16 protein-coding genes are annotated in these 16847 nt (G+C 62.6%); 3 read left to right on the top strand and 13 right to left on the bottom strand.

Annotated features, from left to right (window positions below; genetic code table 11):
• Positions 1 to 83 precede the first annotated feature (83 nt).
• Together BFN10_RS25700 and BFN10_RS25695 are read left to right on the top strand one after the other, a co-directional pair.
• Complete coding sequence (locus BFN10_RS25700; RefSeq protein WP_071492069.1) at positions 84 to 1730, top strand: MFS transporter; 1647 nt, start codon at positions 84 to 86, stop codon at positions 1728 to 1730.
• On the top strand, positions 1727 to 2878 hold the full coding sequence (locus tag BFN10_RS25695; protein WP_071492068.1) for an HlyD family secretion protein: 1152 nt from the start codon (positions 1727 to 1729) through the stop codon (positions 2876 to 2878). Before BFN10_RS25700 ends, BFN10_RS25695 begins: the two co-directional genes overlap by 4 nt.
• Positions 2879 to 2944: 66 nt before the next feature.
• Here BFN10_RS25695 and BFN10_RS25690 read toward each other — a convergent pair whose 3' ends face one another.
• The 10 genes from BFN10_RS25690 to BFN10_RS25645 all read right to left on the bottom strand — a co-directional run bounded on the left by BFN10_RS25690 (position 2945) and on the right by BFN10_RS25645 (position 11696).
• Positions 2945 to 3841, bottom strand: coding sequence for an aldose 1-epimerase (locus BFN10_RS25690; protein WP_071492067.1), 897 nt, complete (start codon positions 3839 to 3841; stop codon positions 2945 to 2947).
• Complete coding sequence (locus BFN10_RS25685) at positions 3841 to 5121, bottom strand: TRAP transporter large permease (protein WP_071492066.1); 1281 nt, start codon at positions 5119 to 5121, stop codon at positions 3841 to 3843. Before BFN10_RS25685 ends, BFN10_RS25690 begins: the two co-directional genes overlap by 1 nt.
• A 1-nt stretch (position 5122) precedes the next feature.
• Positions 5123 to 5650 (bottom strand): TRAP transporter small permease, encoded by a 528-nt coding sequence (locus BFN10_RS25680; RefSeq protein WP_071492065.1) that lies wholly within the window; start codon positions 5648 to 5650, stop codon positions 5123 to 5125.
• A 64-nt stretch (positions 5651 to 5714) separates the two neighbouring features.
• Complete coding sequence (locus BFN10_RS25675; protein ID WP_071492064.1) at positions 5715 to 6677, bottom strand: TRAP transporter substrate-binding protein; 963 nt, start codon at positions 6675 to 6677, stop codon at positions 5715 to 5717.
• 51 nt (positions 6678 to 6728) lie between these two features.
• Complete coding sequence (locus BFN10_RS25670) at positions 6729 to 7604, bottom strand: SMP-30/gluconolactonase/LRE family protein (RefSeq protein ID WP_071492063.1); 876 nt, start codon at positions 7602 to 7604, stop codon at positions 6729 to 6731.
• Positions 7605 to 7606: 2 nt separating this feature from the next.
• The gene (locus BFN10_RS25665) at positions 7607 to 8431 is read right to left on the bottom strand and encodes an NAD-dependent epimerase/dehydratase family protein (protein WP_071492062.1); all 825 of its coding nucleotides are present in this window, start codon (positions 8429 to 8431) and stop codon (positions 7607 to 7609) included.
• Positions 8432 to 8574: 143 nt separating this feature from the next.
• Positions 8575 to 9837 (bottom strand): OprD family porin, encoded by a 1263-nt coding sequence (locus BFN10_RS25660; RefSeq protein WP_071492061.1) that lies wholly within the window; start codon positions 9835 to 9837, stop codon positions 8575 to 8577.
• Between the two features lie 170 nt (positions 9838 to 10007).
• Positions 10008 to 10865: a copper homeostasis membrane protein CopD gene (copD, locus tag BFN10_RS25655; protein ID WP_071492060.1), complete on the bottom strand. Its 858-nt coding sequence runs from the start codon at positions 10863 to 10865 to the stop codon at positions 10008 to 10010.
• A gap of 3 nt (positions 10866 to 10868) precedes the next feature.
• Entirely contained in the window at positions 10869 to 11234 is a 366-nt protein-coding gene (copC, locus tag BFN10_RS25650; protein ID WP_058426824.1) for a copper homeostasis periplasmic binding protein CopC, read from the bottom strand.
• Positions 11235 to 11252: 18 nt separating this feature from the next.
• Positions 11253 to 11696, bottom strand: a complete 444-nt coding sequence (locus BFN10_RS25645) for a GNAT family N-acetyltransferase (RefSeq protein WP_071492059.1) — start codon at positions 11694 to 11696, stop codon at positions 11253 to 11255.
• A gap of 143 nt (positions 11697 to 11839) precedes the next feature.
• Here BFN10_RS25645 and BFN10_RS25640 point away from each other — a divergent pair, with 143 nt between their 5' ends.
• Positions 11840 to 12460 carry a TetR/AcrR family transcriptional regulator gene (locus BFN10_RS25640; protein WP_025854871.1) on the top strand — a complete coding sequence of 207 codons (621 nt, stop codon included), beginning with the start codon at positions 11840 to 11842 and terminating at the stop codon, positions 12458 to 12460.
• Positions 12461 to 12580: 120 nt separating this feature from the next.
• Here BFN10_RS25640 and preA read toward each other — a convergent pair whose 3' ends face one another.
• From preA to hydA, 3 genes are all read right to left on the bottom strand, one after another.
• The gene (preA, locus tag BFN10_RS25635) at positions 12581 to 13855 is read right to left on the bottom strand and encodes an NAD-dependent dihydropyrimidine dehydrogenase subunit PreA (RefSeq protein ID WP_071492058.1); all 1275 of its coding nucleotides are present in this window, start codon (positions 13853 to 13855) and stop codon (positions 12581 to 12583) included.
• Entirely contained in the window at positions 13855 to 15222 is a 1368-nt protein-coding gene (locus BFN10_RS25630) for an NAD(P)-dependent oxidoreductase (protein WP_071492057.1), read from the bottom strand. The genes preA and BFN10_RS25630 overlap by 1 nt, the downstream gene beginning before the upstream one ends.
• Before the next feature lie 160 nt (positions 15223 to 15382).
• Positions 15383 to 16822, bottom strand: coding sequence for a dihydropyrimidinase (hydA, locus tag BFN10_RS25625; protein WP_071492056.1), 1440 nt, complete (start codon positions 16820 to 16822; stop codon positions 15383 to 15385).
• Between the last annotated feature and the right edge of the window lie 25 nt (positions 16823 to 16847).

Genomic DNA, 16847 nt, shown 5'->3' with positions numbered 1-16847 from the left:
CGCATCAATTATGCCCTCGACATGGCAAGATGAACTCCGCTCAGGTTTACTGTCTCTGAGTATGGGTTTACCTGAGTCATCGAATGAACAAATACACCCCCCACACCTGGGAGCCCCACGAGCGCCCGAGCCTGCCCGGTTCGCCGTCTACGCCGCTGCACCCGACGCACAAGCGTTGGCTGTTCGCGATGGTGGGCGTGCTGGTGGCGATTACCGGTGGGTTGGGAAACGCGCTGGTCATCGCCAACCTGCAATACCTGCAGGGCGCACTCGGCGCGACCACCGCTGAAATGGCCTGGCTGCCCGCCGCCTATGTGATGACCAACGTGTGCATGAACCTGCTGCTGGTGAAGTTCCGCCAGCAGTTCGGGCTGCGTGCATTTACCGAGGTGTTCCTGGTGCTGTACGCCTTGGTGACTTTCGGCCACTTGTTCGTCAACGACCTCAGCTCGGCCATCGCGGTGCGCGCGGCCCATGGCATGGTGGGGGCGGCGCTGAGTTCGCTGGGTTTGTACTACATGATCCAGGCGTTCCCGGCCAAGTGGCGCTTGAAGTCCCTGGTGCTGGGGTTGGGTACGGCGCAGTTGGCGTTGCCACTGGCGCGCCTGTTCTCCGAAGACTTGCTGCAAATTGCTGAATGGCGCGGGTTGTATCTGTTTGAACTGGGCATGGCGTTGATCTGCCTGGGCTGCGTATTCCTGCTTAAACTCCCGCCCGGCGACCGCTTCAAGACCTTCGAGAAACTCGACTTCCTCACCTTCGCCATCCTTGCCACCGGTGTCGCCTTGCTCTGCGCCGTGCTGTCCCTGGGCCGCATCGACTGGTGGCTGGAAGCACCGTGGATCGGCGTGGCCTCGGCCTGTTCCCTGGTGCTGATCATGGCCGGCCTGGCCATCGAGCATAACCGCGCCAACCCGATGCTGATGACCCGCTGGCTGGGCAGTGGCGTGATGATCCGCCTGGCGCTGGCGGTGATCCTGATCCGCATGGTGTTGTCCGAGCAGTCCACCGGCGCCGTGGGTTTCATGCAGATGTTGAACATGAGCTACCAGCAGATGCACACCCTGTATGTGGTGATGCTCGCGGGGGCGATTGCCGGGCTGGCGGTGAGTGCGTTGACCATCAACCCCGCGCACCTGTTGATGCCGCTGGTGATCTCCCTGGCTCTGATGGCCACCGGGTCGGTGATGGACAGTTTTTCCAGCAACCTGACCCGGCCGCAGAACCTGTATGTCAGCCAGTTCCTGCTAGGCTTCGGCGGTACATTCTTCCTGGGGCCGACCATGGTGCTGGGCACCAGGAACGTGCTGGCCAACCCGCGCAACCTGGTGAGTTTCTCGGTGATGTTCGGTATCTGCCAGAACCTCGGCGGCCTGATTGGCGCGGCGTTGCTGGGCACGTTCCAGATCGTGCGCGAGAAGTACCACTCCAGCATGATCGTCGAGCACTTGACCCTGCTCGATCCGCGTGTGGCCGCGCGGGTATCGAGCGGCGGTTCGGCCTATGGCGGCATTGTCGCCGACCCCGAGTTGCGCAACCTCATGGGCATTCGCAGCCTGGCCACGGCGGCGACCCGCGAGGCGAACGTGATGGCCTACAACGATGTCTTCATGCTGATCGCGATCATCGCGATACTGACCATGATCTGGATCTTTATCCGCAGCCTGTGGCTGATGAGCACGACCAAAACAGCAGCCCCTCCCGTTCAACCCAGCGGCGCTTCTTCATGACCGAACCGACTTCCACCACCACGACCACCAACGCCATCGCCGCCACCCCGGAAGGCACCACGCCGCCAGGCGCCTCGGTCACCGAGCCACGTTCCCTGCGGGTGCGCATCGTCTCATCGCTGGGGTTTGCCGCGATTGCCATTGTCGGGGTGCTGATCGTGTTGTATGCCTGGCAGTTGCCGCCGTTCAGCAGCGCCGTGGAAACCACCGAGAACGCCCTGGTGCGTGGGCAGGTGACGATCATCGGCCCGCAACTGAGCGGCTATGTGTTCGAAGTGCCGGTGCAGGACTTCCAACACGTCAAGGCCGGTGACCTGCTGGTGCGCCTCGACGATCGCATCTACAAACAGCGCCTGGACCAGGCGTTGGCGCAACTGGCGGTGCAGAAGGCCTCGCTGGCGAATGTGGTGCAGCAGCGCAACAGCGCCGAAGCCACCATCAAGCTGCGCCAGGCAGCCTTGGTGGACAGCCAGGCACAAGCCCGCAAAAGCACGGCCGATTTGCGCCGCAATGAAGAACTGATCAGCGACGGCTCAGTGTCCAGGCGCGAGCTGGACGTGACCCGCGCCGCCAATGCACAGACCATCGCCGCCGTGGCGCAAGCCCAGGCCAGCCTGGAAATCGCACGACAGGACCTGCAGACAGTGATCGTCAACCGTGGCTCCCTGGAAGCTGCCGTAGCGAGTGCCGAGGCCGCGGTGGAGCTGGCGCGTATCGACCTGTCCAACACCCGCATCACTGCGCCGCGTGACGGTCAGTTGGGGCAGATTGGCGTGCGCCTGGGGGCCTACGTCAACTCCGGCGCGCAACTGATGGCGCTGGTGCCGCCGCAGCTGTGGGTGATTGCCAACATGAAGGAAACCCAGATGGACAACGTGCAGGTCGGCCAGCCGGTGACCTTCACGGTAGATGCCTTGAACCACCGCAAATTCCACGGCACGGTGCAGCATATTTCCCCGGCCACCGGTTCGGAGTTCAGCCTGTTGCAGGCGGACAACGCCACCGGCAACTTCGTGAAGATCGCCCAGCGCGTGCCGGTGCGGATCACCGTAGATCCGAACCAGGCCGAGAGCGAGCGGTTGCGGCCTGGGTTGTCGGTGGTCGTCAGTATCGACACTGCCGGGCGCCTGAAAAACGCTCCACCCTGACTCAACACACATCAAAACTGTGGGAAGGGGCTTGCCCCCGATAGCGGTGTCTCAGCCACCGCTGTATTACTGATTCACCGCCATCGGGGGCAAGCCCCCTCCCACATGTTGTATGTATTTGAGCTTGAAGTTGAGTTGTACCAACTGATTGTGTTCCAGCAGTTTCAGGCCCGGCCGTCCGGCCAGGTGATGGGCATTCACCGGATGGCTCACCGGTTCGATGCAGAAGAACCCCAGCCCCGGTGGGCAGTACAGCAGAAAGTAGTCGGCGCCGGTGGCCTGGCATTCCAGCGTGTAGCCCAACTCTGGCTGCTCGATCAGGCAATGCCCGTCCCACTGGCAAAAGCCATTGTCCACCAGGCCTTCCGGCAAGGTCTTCAACGTCTGGAAGTCCCAGGCGGCCGGCACGGGTGCCAGCCCCATGGGCAGTTTCGACGCATCACTCATCCACACCTGCGAGGCCTTTGCCTGCAACCGCGTTTGTGGTGTGCGCGGCAGGTAGGGATGCAATCCCAAGCCATGCCACGCGGGGTTATCCGCCAGATGAGTCACCCGCAACGTGATGCTCAGTTCACCGTCGCGCAAGCAAAACCGCTGCTCGGCGCGATAGGCGAACGGTGTGTCGCACAGCAGTTCCAGCACCACTTCGTCCGCCGACTGGCTGACTACCTGCCACGCCTGTTGCCAGGCCGACCCATGGATGGGCAGTGGGTCGGTCAGGCTGTTCGGCGCGAGCGCCAGCCAGCCGTCGGGGTTATCGAACCCGCCTTGGGCGATCCGGTTAGACCAGGGTGCCAGCGGATAACAGCCGAGTTTGCCCGGCAGGCCCGTATCCAGGGCCTGTTGGTCGCTGTGGCGCAACAACGGCTGGCCGCTGGCCCGCACGCGCCAGTTGACGATGCTTGCGCCCACGGCCGGGGCCAGGGTGAGGTGGGTCAGGTTGTCTTCCAGTTCGATCAGCATCACAGCACCACGCTTGGCAGCCACAACGACAGCGCCGGAATGTAGGTCACCGCCATCAGGATCAGGAACAGCACCCCATAGAACGGCAGCAGCGCTTTCACGGTCTTCTCGATGCTCACCTTGCCCACTGCGGCGCCCACGAACAACACCGCGCCCACCGGTGGGGTGATCAGGCCGATGCCGAGGTTGACCAGCATGATCATGCCGAAGTGCACCGGATCGACACCCAGCCCGAGCACCACCGGCAGCAGGATCGGCGTGAGGATCAGGATCAGCGGCGCCATGTCCATCACCGTGCCGAGCAACAGCAGCATGATGTTGATGCACATCAGGATCACGTAGCGGTTGTCCGACAGGGTCAGGAACGCCGTGGTGATCTTCGCCGGGATCTGCATCAGGGTCATGATGTAGCCGAAGCTGGCGGCGAAGGCGATCAGGATCATCACGATGGAAATGGTGCGCACCGTGCGGTGCATCAGCTTGGGCAGCTCGCGCCATTTGTAGTCGCGGTAGATGAACATGGTCACGAAGAATGCCCACAGCACGGCAATCGCGGCCGATTCGGTGGCGGTGAAGATGCCCGAGAGGATGCCGCCGAGGATGATCACCATGGCCATCAGGCCCCAGAGGGCATCGGCGGCGATCTTCAGCGCCTGCTTCAGGGGAATGACTTCGCCCTTGGGGTAGTTGCGCTTTTTCGCGAAGATCAGGCACAGCACCATCAGGCAGGCGCTCATCAACAGGCCCGGCACCACGCCGGCCATGAACAGCGAGGCGATGGACACGGTGCCGCCGGCGGCCAGGGAGTAGAGCACCGAATTGTGGCTGGGTGGCGTCAGCAACGCCTGCACCGAACCGCTGACGGTCACGGCGGTGGCAAATTCCCGCGGGTACCCACGGCGTTCCATTTCCGGGATCAGCACCGAGCCGACCGAGGCGGTATCGGCCACCGAGGAGCCGGAGATGGCGCCGAAGAACGTCGAGGCCATGATATTGACAAGGGACAGGCCGCCGCGCACAAAGCCCACCAGCACCCCGGCAAACGCCACCAGCCGACGTGACATGCCACCCTCGGCCATGATCGCCCCGGCCAGCACAAAGAACGGAATCGCCATCAGCGAAAACTTGTTCACGCCCCCGGCCACCTGAATCATCAGGGCCTGGAACGGGATGTCGATCCACCACGCGCCGATCAGTGCCGACATCCCCAGGGCATAGGCCACTGGCATGCCCAGCAGGATCAAGGCGATAAAACTGCCCAACAGAATCACTGCATCCATTTCAGGCAGCCCCTTCGTTTTCTTCCACCAGGTCGAACCGCACCACGCGCCGCTGGCTCTGGTCGCCGAGCAGGAGTTTTTCCAGCACGAACACCAGGGTCAGCAGCCCGCCGATGGGGATTGGCATATAGGTGATGCCCACGCGCAGTGTGGGGATGGCGCTCATGAACTGGTTCCAGGTGGACAGGCACAACTTGGTGCCCCACACGGCCATGAACAGGCAGATGGTCGCCATCAGCAGTTGCGCGACGATGCCGGCGATCTGGCGTTGGCGTGGCGGCAGGCGGTCAGTCACCACCGCCACCGACATATGCGCACCCGCGCGGTAACTGGCGGCGGCGCCGACGAAGGTGAAGATCAGCATCAGCAGGATGGCGGTGGGTTCCGGCCAACTGGCGCCGGTGCCGAGGACGTAGCGGGCGAAGATGCCCCAGGGGATGATCAGCGCAACCCCCAGTACCGAGAGGCCGGCGACCCAGATACAGGTCATGTACAGGCGGTCGTTGATGCGCAGCAGTAAATTCTTCATGGCGTTCACCGTAACCGGGCGCGTCGGTGCCGACCGCGCCGGGCCTTGCTAGAGAAGGAGGGCGTTACTGAACGGCGTCGATACGCTTGATGATATCGGCGTAAGCCGCGCCGTATTTGGCGCGAACCGGCGCGGTGGCGTCATAGAAGGGCTTTTTGTCGACGGTGATGAATTCCACGCCGGCGGCCTTGAGCTTGGTTTCACTGCTGGCGGACTTGGCGTCCCACAGCACGCGCTCGTCCGCCTGGGCGGCCTTGGCGGCTTTCTTCACCATGTCCTGCTGGGCGGGAGTGAGCTTGTTCCAGGTGATTTTCGACATCACGATGGGCTCGGGCAAGATCAGGTGTTCGGTGAGGGTGTAGTACTTGGCGTTCTGGAAGTGGTTGTGTTCGAGCAGGGTCGGCGGGTTGTTTTCCGCGCCGTCGATCACCCCGGTCTGCAGGGCGCTGAAGATCTCGCCGGTGTCCATGGCAATGCCGTTGGCCCCCATTTCATTGAAGGCCTCGATGAACAACGGGTTGCCTTGCACGCGGATCTTCATGCCCTTGAGGTCTTCGATCTTGCGCACCGGTTTCTTGGTGTAGAGGTTGCGCGTGCCACCGTCCATCCAGGCCAGGGCCACCAGGCCGAATTCCGAATCGGTGATCTTGGCGAGGATCTCATCGCCGATCTCGCCGTCGATGACCTTGCGCATGTGCGCCTGGTCACGGAACACGAACGGCAGGTTGAACACATTCACGTCCGGCACCACCGGGCCGACGATACCGAGGCTGACACGGGTCATCTGGACCGCGCCGACCTGGGCCTGTTCGACCACTTCTTTCTCGGAGCCCAGCACACCGCCTGGGAAGTACTTGAAGGTCAGTTCGCCGTTGCTTTCCTTGGTCAGGGCCTTGCCCATGTTTTCTTCGGCGACGACGGTGGGGTAGCCGGCAGGGTGGATGTCGGCGAACTTGATTTCCAGGGCGTGGGCGGCGCTGGCGAGGGTCAAGCATGCAGCGGCGAGCAAGGTGCGTTTGAAGTCCATGGGGTGTCACTCCTGTCTTGTTATTGTTGTATTCAAGGCACAGCGATGCAGCTAGAGGGTGAACGTGGGCTCCGGCAATCCGACAACGCCGGGGTTGAGGGCGAACACGCCGCCGGACAGCGACTGGGGACTCTGGTCGTCACGGATCGAGGTGACGAACAGGGTGTCCAGGCGACTGCCGCCGAAGGCGCACATGGTGGGTTTCTTCACCGGTACGGTGAGGGAGCGGTCGAGGCGGCCGTCGGGGGTGAACCGGTGGATCAGGCCGGCGTCATTGGCGCAGATCCAGTAGCAGCCGTCGGCGTCTACCGCCGCGCCGTCGGGGCGACCGAGGTAGTTGTGCATGTCCACGAAGACGCGGCGGTTGGAGGGCGTACCGGTGTCGGTGTCGTAGTCGAAGGCCCAGATCTGTTGCACCAAGGGGTGCGAGTCCGAGGCGTACATCGTACGGCCATCCGGGCTGAAGGCCAGACCGTTGAGGGTGATGAAACCGTCCAGTTGTGCATGGGGCGCGGCGCCGCAAGCGTAGCGGTAGAGGATGCCCTCGGCCGCATTCAAGCCCATGTTCAGCACCATGCTGCCGGCCCAGAAGCGGCCCTGGCGATCACAGCGACCGTCGTTCAGGCGCATGTCGGCGCGGGGGTGTTCGACACCGGCCAACGGCGTGGTGTCGAGGCTGCCATCGTCGTGCGGGGTCAGTTGGAGGAAGCCGGTTTCCATTCCCGCGACCCAGTTGCCGCCATCGGTGCGGGCGATACAGGCGAGCATCTGCGGGGCTTTCCAGGCGGCGAGATGGCCGGTGGCAGCACTCCAGCGTTGCAGGCCACCGTTGGGAATATCCACCCAGTACAGTGCGTTCTCCTCGGGCACCCACACCGGGCATTCGCCCACGGCGTTGCGGGCGTCGACGATCAATTCAGCGTTCATGGTCAGTCCCCGAACGGCCCGGCCGCGCAGAACGCGCCACCCTGGTAGACCTTGGCCGGGTCATCGGCGGCCACGGGTGGCTGGGTCTCGACCTGGGCGCGGAACACTTCCGAGCTGTCCTTGGGCGCAAAGCCCAGGTGCGCGGCGTAGCGGTTGTCCCACCAGGTGTCGAGGTTATCCGACATGCCGTACACCACGGTATGGCCGACGTTGGGCGTGTACAGCGCACGTTCCAGCAACTGTGTGAGGTCATCGAAACTCAGCCAGGTGTGCATCATCCGGCGGTTCTGCGGCTCCGGGAACGACGAGCCGATGCGGATGCTCACGGTCTCGATGCCATAGCGGTCGAAGTAGAAACTGGCCATGTCTTCGCCGTAGGACTTGGACAAGCCGTAGTAGCTGTCCGGGCGGCGCGGCGAGTGGGCGTCGAGCTGTTCACCCTGCTTGTAGAAGCCGATCACATGGTTGGAACTGGCGAAGATCACACGCTTCACGCCGTGGCGGCGGGCGGCTTCGTAGATATGGAAAATCCCGCAGATATTGGCGCCGAGCACTTCTTCGAACGAACGCTCAACCGATACGCCGCCGAAGTGCAGGATGGCGTCGACGCCTTCCACCAGGTGGTGCACAGCTTGCTTGTCGGAAAGGTCGCAGGTCTGCACTTCTTCGGACGCGTCGGCGGCCGGCGCCATGTTGGCGATGTCCGACAGGCGCAGCACGTTGGCGTAGGGGCGCAGGCGTTCGCGCAGGACTTTGCCGAGGCCGCCGGCAGCACCGGTGAGCAGCAGGCGGTTGAATGGAACAGGCGTGGTTGTGGAAGTGGTCATGAGGGTTCCATTGTTGTTGTAGGTTGTCGTATGACTATATCGAAGTATCGTTAGGGATTCCCTGGGTTGTCAACGCTAATACAGACGATGGGGTTTCAAATGCGGGATATGCATTGACTCGACGTCTGCGCCCGGTCCGAAACCTACAGCAGCGAAATCGGGTAGCTGATAAAGAGCCGGTTCTCGTCGAACTCGTTATTGCTGAAATCCCGACGCATGGTCGAGTTGCGCCAGCGCACGTTCAAGTCCTTGAGTGCACCGCTCTGTACGGTGTAGGCCAACTCCGATTCGCGACCCCATTCCTTGCCATCGGTGATCGCCCCGGTGTGAACGTTGCTGCCGCTGATGTAGCGGTTCATCAGGGTCAGCCCCGGAATGCCGAGCACCACGAAGTTGAAGTCATGGCGCACCTGCCAGGATTTCTCCTTGGCGTTGTCGTAGCTGGCGTTGTAGCTGTCGTTGGCCAGGGTGCCGCCGCTGGCTCCATTGACCCGCATCCACACGCTGTCGCCGGTGAGTTTTTGCAGGCCTACATAGAAGGTGTTGCCGTTGTACCTGGCCGAGAGCAGGGCGAAGGCGGTCTTGTTGTCGAGGTCGCCGGCCAGCGCGCTGCCATCTTCCTTGCCGGTGAAAAAGCCGAGGTTGGCGCCCAGGGTCCAGTCGCCCACGGGTTGGCTGTGGGTCAGGTTGAAATACTGCTGCTGGTAGATGTCGGTGAGTTCGGCATACCACACGCCGACCTGGGTGCGTTTGTCGTTGAAGCTGTATTCGCCACCACCAAAGTTGAAACGGTCGGAGGTGAACGCGGCCTTGCCGTTCATGAACATGTCTTCCATGCTCGCGTCGTTGCGCGGGCTGTTGCCGCGAAACTGCCCGCCGTAGAGGGTCAGGCCGGCGATCTCATTGGACGTGACCTGGCCGCCACGGAAGGTCTGGGGCAGGGAACGGCCATCGTCGGAGCGCAGGATCGGCAGTACCGGCATCCATTCGCCGACTTTCAGCTCGGTCTTCGACAGCTTGGTTTTCAGCGCCACACCCAGGCGTCCGAAGTTATCGGCCGGGCGACCATCGCTGTGGATCGGCAGCAACTGCGTACCGCCGGTGCCTTTACCGCCATCGAGCTTTTGCGAATACAGGCCCAGCACATCAATACCGAAGCCCACCGTGCCTGTGGTGTAGCCGGACTTGGCATCGAGGATGAAGTTCTGCGTCCACTCTTCGGCCTTGCCCTGAGGGTTGCTCGGGTTGGTGAAGTTGCGGTTGAAGTAGGCGTTGCGCAGGTTGAGCGTGGCTTTGGCATCGTCGACGAAGCCTTCTGCCGAAGCGGCGAGGGGCAAGGTGAAGGCCAGGCTGCCGAGGCCGATAACACCCAGGCGAACGGAGGAATTGCGGGCGAGTGAACTCACAGTGAAGCTCCCTTTCTTTTGTTGTTTTTATTATTTGTCATACGTTGTCGTACAACATTGAGTGCGATATTTGCGAGGTTTTCAGGCGCTGTCAAGTAGAAGTTATACGATGACCTGCTCGGTGTGGAGGTTCAATGTATGAGGGGGCTTGCCCCCGATGACGGTGTGTTTCAGTCAACCATGAGCATCGGCGGCAAGGTGCCCAGGAGGGAAACGGCGGCGACGGCGGCAATCCCCAGCACCCACTCCAGCTTCACGCTGGCCTTCAGGCTGCCCAGGCGTTCTTCACAGCGCTCGATACGCAGCCGGTTCAGCAGCGCCAGGGCCAACATGCCCAGCACCAGCAGCACCTTGATCAACAGAATCAGGGCGAACCCGTTGAACAACGGTGTAGGCCACAGTTGCCCGGTGAGTACACGCACGTTGATCAAGCCAGTCACCAGCAAGCCGGCGACCAGGCCATAACCCACACCGCTGAACCGTCGCAGGATCGGCTCCAGCGCAACAGGCGGGGATTGGCGCAGGATCAACACCAACAGCAGCAACCCGCCGAGCCAGGCACCGACACACACCAGGTGCACCACCTGATTGAGGATCAGCAATCTGCCGCTGAGTCCGTCCAGCATGGCGCCATGGCCGACCGGTGCCAGTGTCGCCAGCAGCAGTGCGATCACTGGCAGGCGCATCATCGGCCATGGTTTGACCAACACGATCACCAGCAGCAGGTTCAGCAACAGATGCCACACCCACACCTGGCCAAAGAAGGTCTTGCCCAGCACCAGCTGTACGGTGGCCGGCTGCAATGCCGCGTCCCAGCGGCCGGCCATGCTCGCGGTGATCAGTAACAGCCAGGCGAGACCGGAGCCCAGCCCCAGCCAGGCCAGCCCCCGGGTGATCCGCTCAAGTTGTCGGTCCAGCGCCGGTTGCGGTGCAGCGCCGAGCAGCCAGGGCCTGAATGCGCAGGCCCCGAACATCAACAACACGACGCTGAAATGCAGGAAACGGCACAGCACCAGCAGGGTAGCCATGGGTTACTGGCCGACTTTGAAGCTGTATTCGCCGTTGCTCTTGTGGGTGTCGACCGAGACCGCGTTCCACACCACTTTGTAGGTGCCGGCGGCCAACGGGGCGGCCGGGGTGACCACCAGCACTTTCTTGTCGGCGTCCGGCGTTTCCAGGCCCTTGATCGCGATTTCGGTGCCGTCCTTGCTCAGGGACACCTTGGTGAAGGTGGCTTCGACGCCTTCGCTGAAGGTCAGGCGCAGGTCCTTGGGCGCAGCGACGCTGCTGTCGGCCGCTGGCTCCGCAGCCTTGAGGTGGGCGTGGGCAAACGCTGCCGAGGCGCCGAGCAAGGAGGCGAGCAGGGCGAGGGTGGTGAGGCTTTTCTTGATCAACATTGTTCAATACCTTCGGGGTCAGGGAGTCGGTAGAGCCATGTGCAGCAAGGGAAAGGGCTTGCCTTCGCCATCCAGCGGCGAGCGCGCGACCTGGATAAAACCATAGTGCAGGTAGAACCCCACGGCTTGTGGGTTTTGTTCGTTTACATCGACGGTGAGCGTGTCGTGACGGGCACGGGCGTGGTCCAGCAACTGGCGGCCGATGCCCTGGCCACGACGCTCGGGGTCGATAAACAGCATCTCCACATTGTTCCCGCCGGTACCGATAAAACCGGCGATGCCTTGTTGATCTTCATACACCCACACTTCCAGGGCAGGCATCGGCAGGTAGGTGTCGCGTACCAGGGGCAGCAAACGTTGAATGTCATCCTCGGGGAGGAAGTCATGGGTGGCGCGCACCGAGCGTTCCCACAGTGCTCCCAGCACGGGGTCGTCGGTGGCCACACGAGGTCGAATAGTCATTGCAATGATCCTTCATGGGGACCGCGATCCTAACCAATCCGATTTCCGGGGGAAAGGTTCGCGTCAGAAGTTTCACTATGGCCTGTCGCCCCGATCTAGAGCCGATGGTAGTCTTTAAGCCAAGTTGTTGTCAGGGAGCCCTTATGGGCAATCACAAGATCGGAATTCGTCGGGTCAACGTCGAAAAAATCCTGCTGGCCGCGGAGAAAATCTTCGCCGAAAAAGGCTACGGCAGCACCGCCATGGCCGACATCGCTGAAGAAGTGCAACTGCCGCGCTCCAACCTGCATTACTACTTCACCACCAAGAGCGAGCTGTACAGCGCCGTGCTGTTCGACCTGCTGGAAGTGTGGAAGCAGGACGCCCTGAGCTTCGAGACCTTCGACGACCCCCGGGTGGTGCTCAGCAGCTACATCCGCGCCAAGATGCAGCGCTCGCGCACGCGGCCGTATGGTTCGAAAGTCTGGGCCAACGAAATCATCCACGGCGCGCCGACCCTGGGTGAGGCGCTAGATGAAAGCCTGTACGACTGGGCCAAGATGAAGGAAGCGAAAATTCGCCAATGGGTGGAGGACAAACGCATCCTGCCGGTGGAGCCATCGAGCCTGCTGTACATGATCTGGGCCTCGACCCAGCACTATGCGGACTTTGATCACCAGGTAAAAATCTTGAATGATCACCAGCCGTTGTCAGATATGCAGTTCGAGAAGGCGATCCAGACGGTGACCAGTGTGATTTTGCGGGGGATTGGGTTGGAGCCTTGATCTTTGTTGGGGCTGAGGGCCTCATCGGGGGCAAGCCCCCTCCCACACCTGACTGCATTTCACCTGAAAGAATGCGGTCGAATGTGGGAGGGGGCTTGCCCCCGATGCCGGTCTAAAGGCCTACACAGCCTCCCGGTAGGGATTCCTCGGATCCTGCGTCCAATTCAAAAACGGCTTGCCGGTGTCTATCGGTACCATCTCGATGCAATCGGCCACCGGACAGGTGATCTGGCATAGGTTGCAGCCCACGCACTCATCGTCGATCACCTCATATTTATGCGTGCCATCCGCCTGTTTCAGGCTGGCAATGGCCTGGTGCGAGGTGTCTTCGCAGGCGATATGGCAACGCCCGCAGCCAATGCAGGCGGCCTGATCGATCCTGGCGATCACCTGGTAGTTGATATCCAGGTACTTCCAATCCGTGGTGTTGCCCACCGCTCGCCCGGAGAACTCCTGCAGGCTGGTGTAACCCTGGGTGTCCATCCAGCGCGACAGCCCGTCCTTCATTTCCTCCACAATGCGAAAGCCATGCAGCATTGCCGCCGTGCACACCTGCACCGCGCCGCAGCCCAGGGCGACGAACTCCGCCGCATCGCGCCAGTTGCCGATGCCGCCAATGCCGCAGATCGGCAGGCCCTGGGTCTGCGGGTCGCGGGCGATTTCGGCGACCATGTTCAGCGCAATCGGCTTCACCGCCGAACCGCAGTAACCGCCGTGGGTGCTCTGGGTGCCGACTACCGGCAGGGCGACCATGCGTTCCAGGTCCACGCTGGTGATGGAGTTGATGGTGTTGATCAGTGACACCGCATCCGCACCGCCGCGGTACGCCGCCCGCGCTGCTACGCGGATATCGGTGATGTTCGGGGTGAGCTTGACGATCACTGGCAGCGAGCAGTACGTCTTGCACCAGCGCGTCACCTGTTCCACGTACTCCGGCACCTGGCCCACCGCCGCGCCCATGCCGCGTTCGGGCATGCCGTGGGGGCAGCCGAAGTTCAGCTCGATGCCGTCGCAACCCGTGGCTTCAACCAGCGGCAGGATGTTTTTCCAGGACTCTTCGACGCACGGCACCATCAGCGACACGATGAGTGCACGGTCGGGCCAGTCCTTTTTCACCTGGGTGATTTCCCGCAGGTTGATCTCCAGCGAGCGGTCGGTGATCAGCTCGATATTGTTGATGCCCAGCACTTCCCGGTTGGCGCCGTAGTGCGCCGAGTAGCGTGACGACACGTTGACCGCCGCCGGGTCTTCGCCCAGGGTTTTCCACACCACGCCGCCCCAGCCGGCTTCGAAGGCGCGGACCACGTTGTAGGCTTTGTCGGTGGGCGGCGCGGAGGCCAGCCAGAAAGGGTTGGGGGCCTTGATACCGGCGAACACAATCGAGAGATCGGCCATTACGCAGCCTCCACAGTCAGCATGAGTTGGGCGTGCATGGCTTCGGCGGCCAGCTTGCCGTGTTGCACCGCCTGCACGGTGAGGTCCTGGCCGAGGCTGACGCAATCGCCGCCGGCGTACACCCCGGGAATGCTGGTGCGCAGCTGTTCGTCGACGAAAATACGCTCGCCGACCCGGTGCAGTTGCTCGGCCAACGGGTCGCGCAGGGCCTCGTTATCGAAACCCTGGCCGATGGCTTTGAAGATTGCGTCGGCGGCCAGTTCGAAGGTTTCACCGGTGGGGTGCAGGCGACCGTTTTCCATGCGCGTGCGCAGGAAGCGCATGCCGCGTACATGACCCAGGTCATCCAGCAGCACGGCTTCGGGCTGGGCCCAGGTCAGCAGGCGCACCTGGTTGGCCTTGGCGATATCCTGTTCGTGGTGGGTGGCGCCCATGTCCGCCAGGCCGCGGCGGTACACCAGGTTCACATCGCGGGCGCCGAGGCGGGCCATTTGCACGGCCATGTCGACGGCGGTGTTACCGGCGCCAAGCACGATGCAGCGATCGGCCAGGGGCAGTTGGGTGAGGTCGTCGGCCTGGCGCAGCTCGCGGATGTAGTCGGTGGCGGCGAGCAGGCCGGGCGCGTCTTCATTCGGCAAGCCGAGCTGTTTGCTGGCGGCAAGGCCGAGGCCGAGGAACACCGCATCGAAGTGCTGGTGCAGGTCGCTCAAGGTCAGGTTGTCCCCCAGGCGCTGGCCGTGGCGGATCTCGATACCGCCGATCTGCAAGAGGAAATCCAGCTCCTTCTGCGCAAAGTCATCCACCAGTTTGTACTTGGCGATCCCGTATTCATTCAGGCCGCCGGCTTTTTCCCGGGCTTCGAAAATCACCACGTCGTGACCGTGCATGGCACTGCGATGGGCACAAGACAGACCGGCAGGCCCGGCACCGACCACGGCAATCCGCTTGCCGGTGGGCGCGGCGCGGTGGAAGGGGTGTTCGCTGAAGTGCGCGTTGTCGATGGCGTAGCGTTGCAACAGGCCGATCAGCACCGGAGCGCATTCTTCGGCGTTGTTACGCACGCAGGCTTGCTGGCACAGGATTTCGGTGGGGCACACCCGCGCGCAACTGCCGCCGAGGATATTGGCCGAGAGAATCTTCTGCGCCGCGCCTTGCACGTTTTCGGTGTGGATGTTGCGGATGAACGACGGGATATCGATTTCGCTGGGGCACGCGTTCACGCAGGGCGCGTCGTAGCAATACAGGCAGCGCGAGGCTTCCAGTTGAGCCTGGCGGGCGTTGAGGGGCGGCGCCAGGTCGGTGAAATGGCTGGCGAGTGTCGGTCCATCCTCAACGGGATGGGGGAGGTGGGTCAGGGTCTGGATCACGGTGTTGGCCTCACGGTTATTGAGGTGCTGCCTCTGATGGGCATTGGTTTTTTGTTGCTTGCACTGGCCTCATCGGGGGCAAGCCCCCTCCCACATTGACCCCATTCCAACAGGATCAACGCGGTCAAGTGTGGGAGGGGGCTTGCCCCCGATAGCGGTCTCAGCGCTTCACAGCCACTGGCCTGGAATACTCAGCCCGCTTGCTCAACTGCTCGAACACCGGCGGATACGCCGGCCGCTCCACATAACGCCCGGCCCCGCGCTCGGCGCGCAGATCGCCATCGGCCCAGACCAGCTTGCCCTGGCTGATGGTGTGGCTGGGCACACCGCGTACGGTCTTGCCTTCGAAGATGTTGAAGTCGACCTGCTGGTGATGGGTCTTGGCGGAAATGGTCCGCGTGCCCTGTGGGTCCCACAGCACCAGGTCGGCATCCGCACCCACGCGAATCGCACCTTTGCGCGGGTAGAGGTTGAAGATCTTCGCAGTGTTGGTGGAGGTCAGCGCCACGAACTCCTGCATCGACAGGCGCCCGGTGTTCACGCCTTCATCCCACAACAGCGCCATGCGGTCTTCGATACCGGCGGTGCCATTGGGGATCTTGCTGAAGTCGTCGCGCCCGGCGGCTTTTTGCTCGGCGCAGAAGCAGCAGTGGTCGGTGGCGGTGGTGTGCAGGTTGCCCGATTGCAGGCCGTGCCAAAGCGCGTCCTGGTGCCCGCGGGGTCGGAACGGCGGGCTCATCACGTAGCCGGCAGCGGTCTGCCAGTCGGGGTGTTGGTAGACGCTGTCGTCGAGCAACAGGTGCCCGGCGAGGACTTCACCGTAGACCGGCTGGCCTTTGGCACGGGCGTAGGTGATTTCGTCCAGCGCTTCTTTGGTGGACACATGCACCAGGTACAACGGCGTGCCGAGGGTCTCGGCGATGCGGATCGCCCGGCTGGCCGCTTCACCTTCCACCTGCGACGGACGTGACAGCGGGTGCGCTTCCGGCCCGGTGATGCCCTGGGCCATCAGCTTGCGTTGCAGGTGATACACCAGCTCGCCGTTTTCCGCATGCACGGTGGGCACTGCGCCCAGTTCCAGGCAGCGCTCGAAGCTGGCGACCAGGGTGTCGTCCGCCGCCATGATCGCGTTCTTGTAGGCCATGAAGTGCTTGAAGCTGTTGATGCCGTGGTGGCTGACCAGCTCGGCCATTTCCTCGCGCACCTGCTCGCTCCACCAGGTGATCGCCACATGGAAGCCGTAATCGGAGGCGGACTTTTCCGCCCAGCCGCGCCATTGGTGAAAGGCTTCCAGCAAGGATTGCTGCGGGTTGGGAATGACGAAGTCGATGATCGACGTGGTGCCTCCCGCCAGGCCCGCCGCCGTACCGCTGAAAAAGTCTTCACTGGCCACGGTGCCCATGAAGGGCAATTGCATATGGGTGTGGGGATCGATGCCGCCGGGCATCAGGTATTGGCCGCTGCCATCGAGTATTTCAGTGCTGGCGGGAATATCCAGGTTCGTACCAATAGCCCGGATCAGACCGCCTGCGCATAACACATCGGCGCGGTAACTTTCATCATGGGTAATAACGGTGGCGCCACGGATCAACAGCGACATGTCGAGTTCCTCACAGGCTTGACCG

It is taken from the genome of Pseudomonas extremorientalis (assembly GCF_001870465.1).
Lineage (GTDB): Bacteria > Pseudomonadota > Gammaproteobacteria > Pseudomonadales > Pseudomonadaceae > Aquipseudomonas > Aquipseudomonas extremorientalis.
The sequence above is the reverse complement of the archived record's forward strand: the minus strand, read 5'-3'. Positions and strand labels throughout refer to the sequence as shown.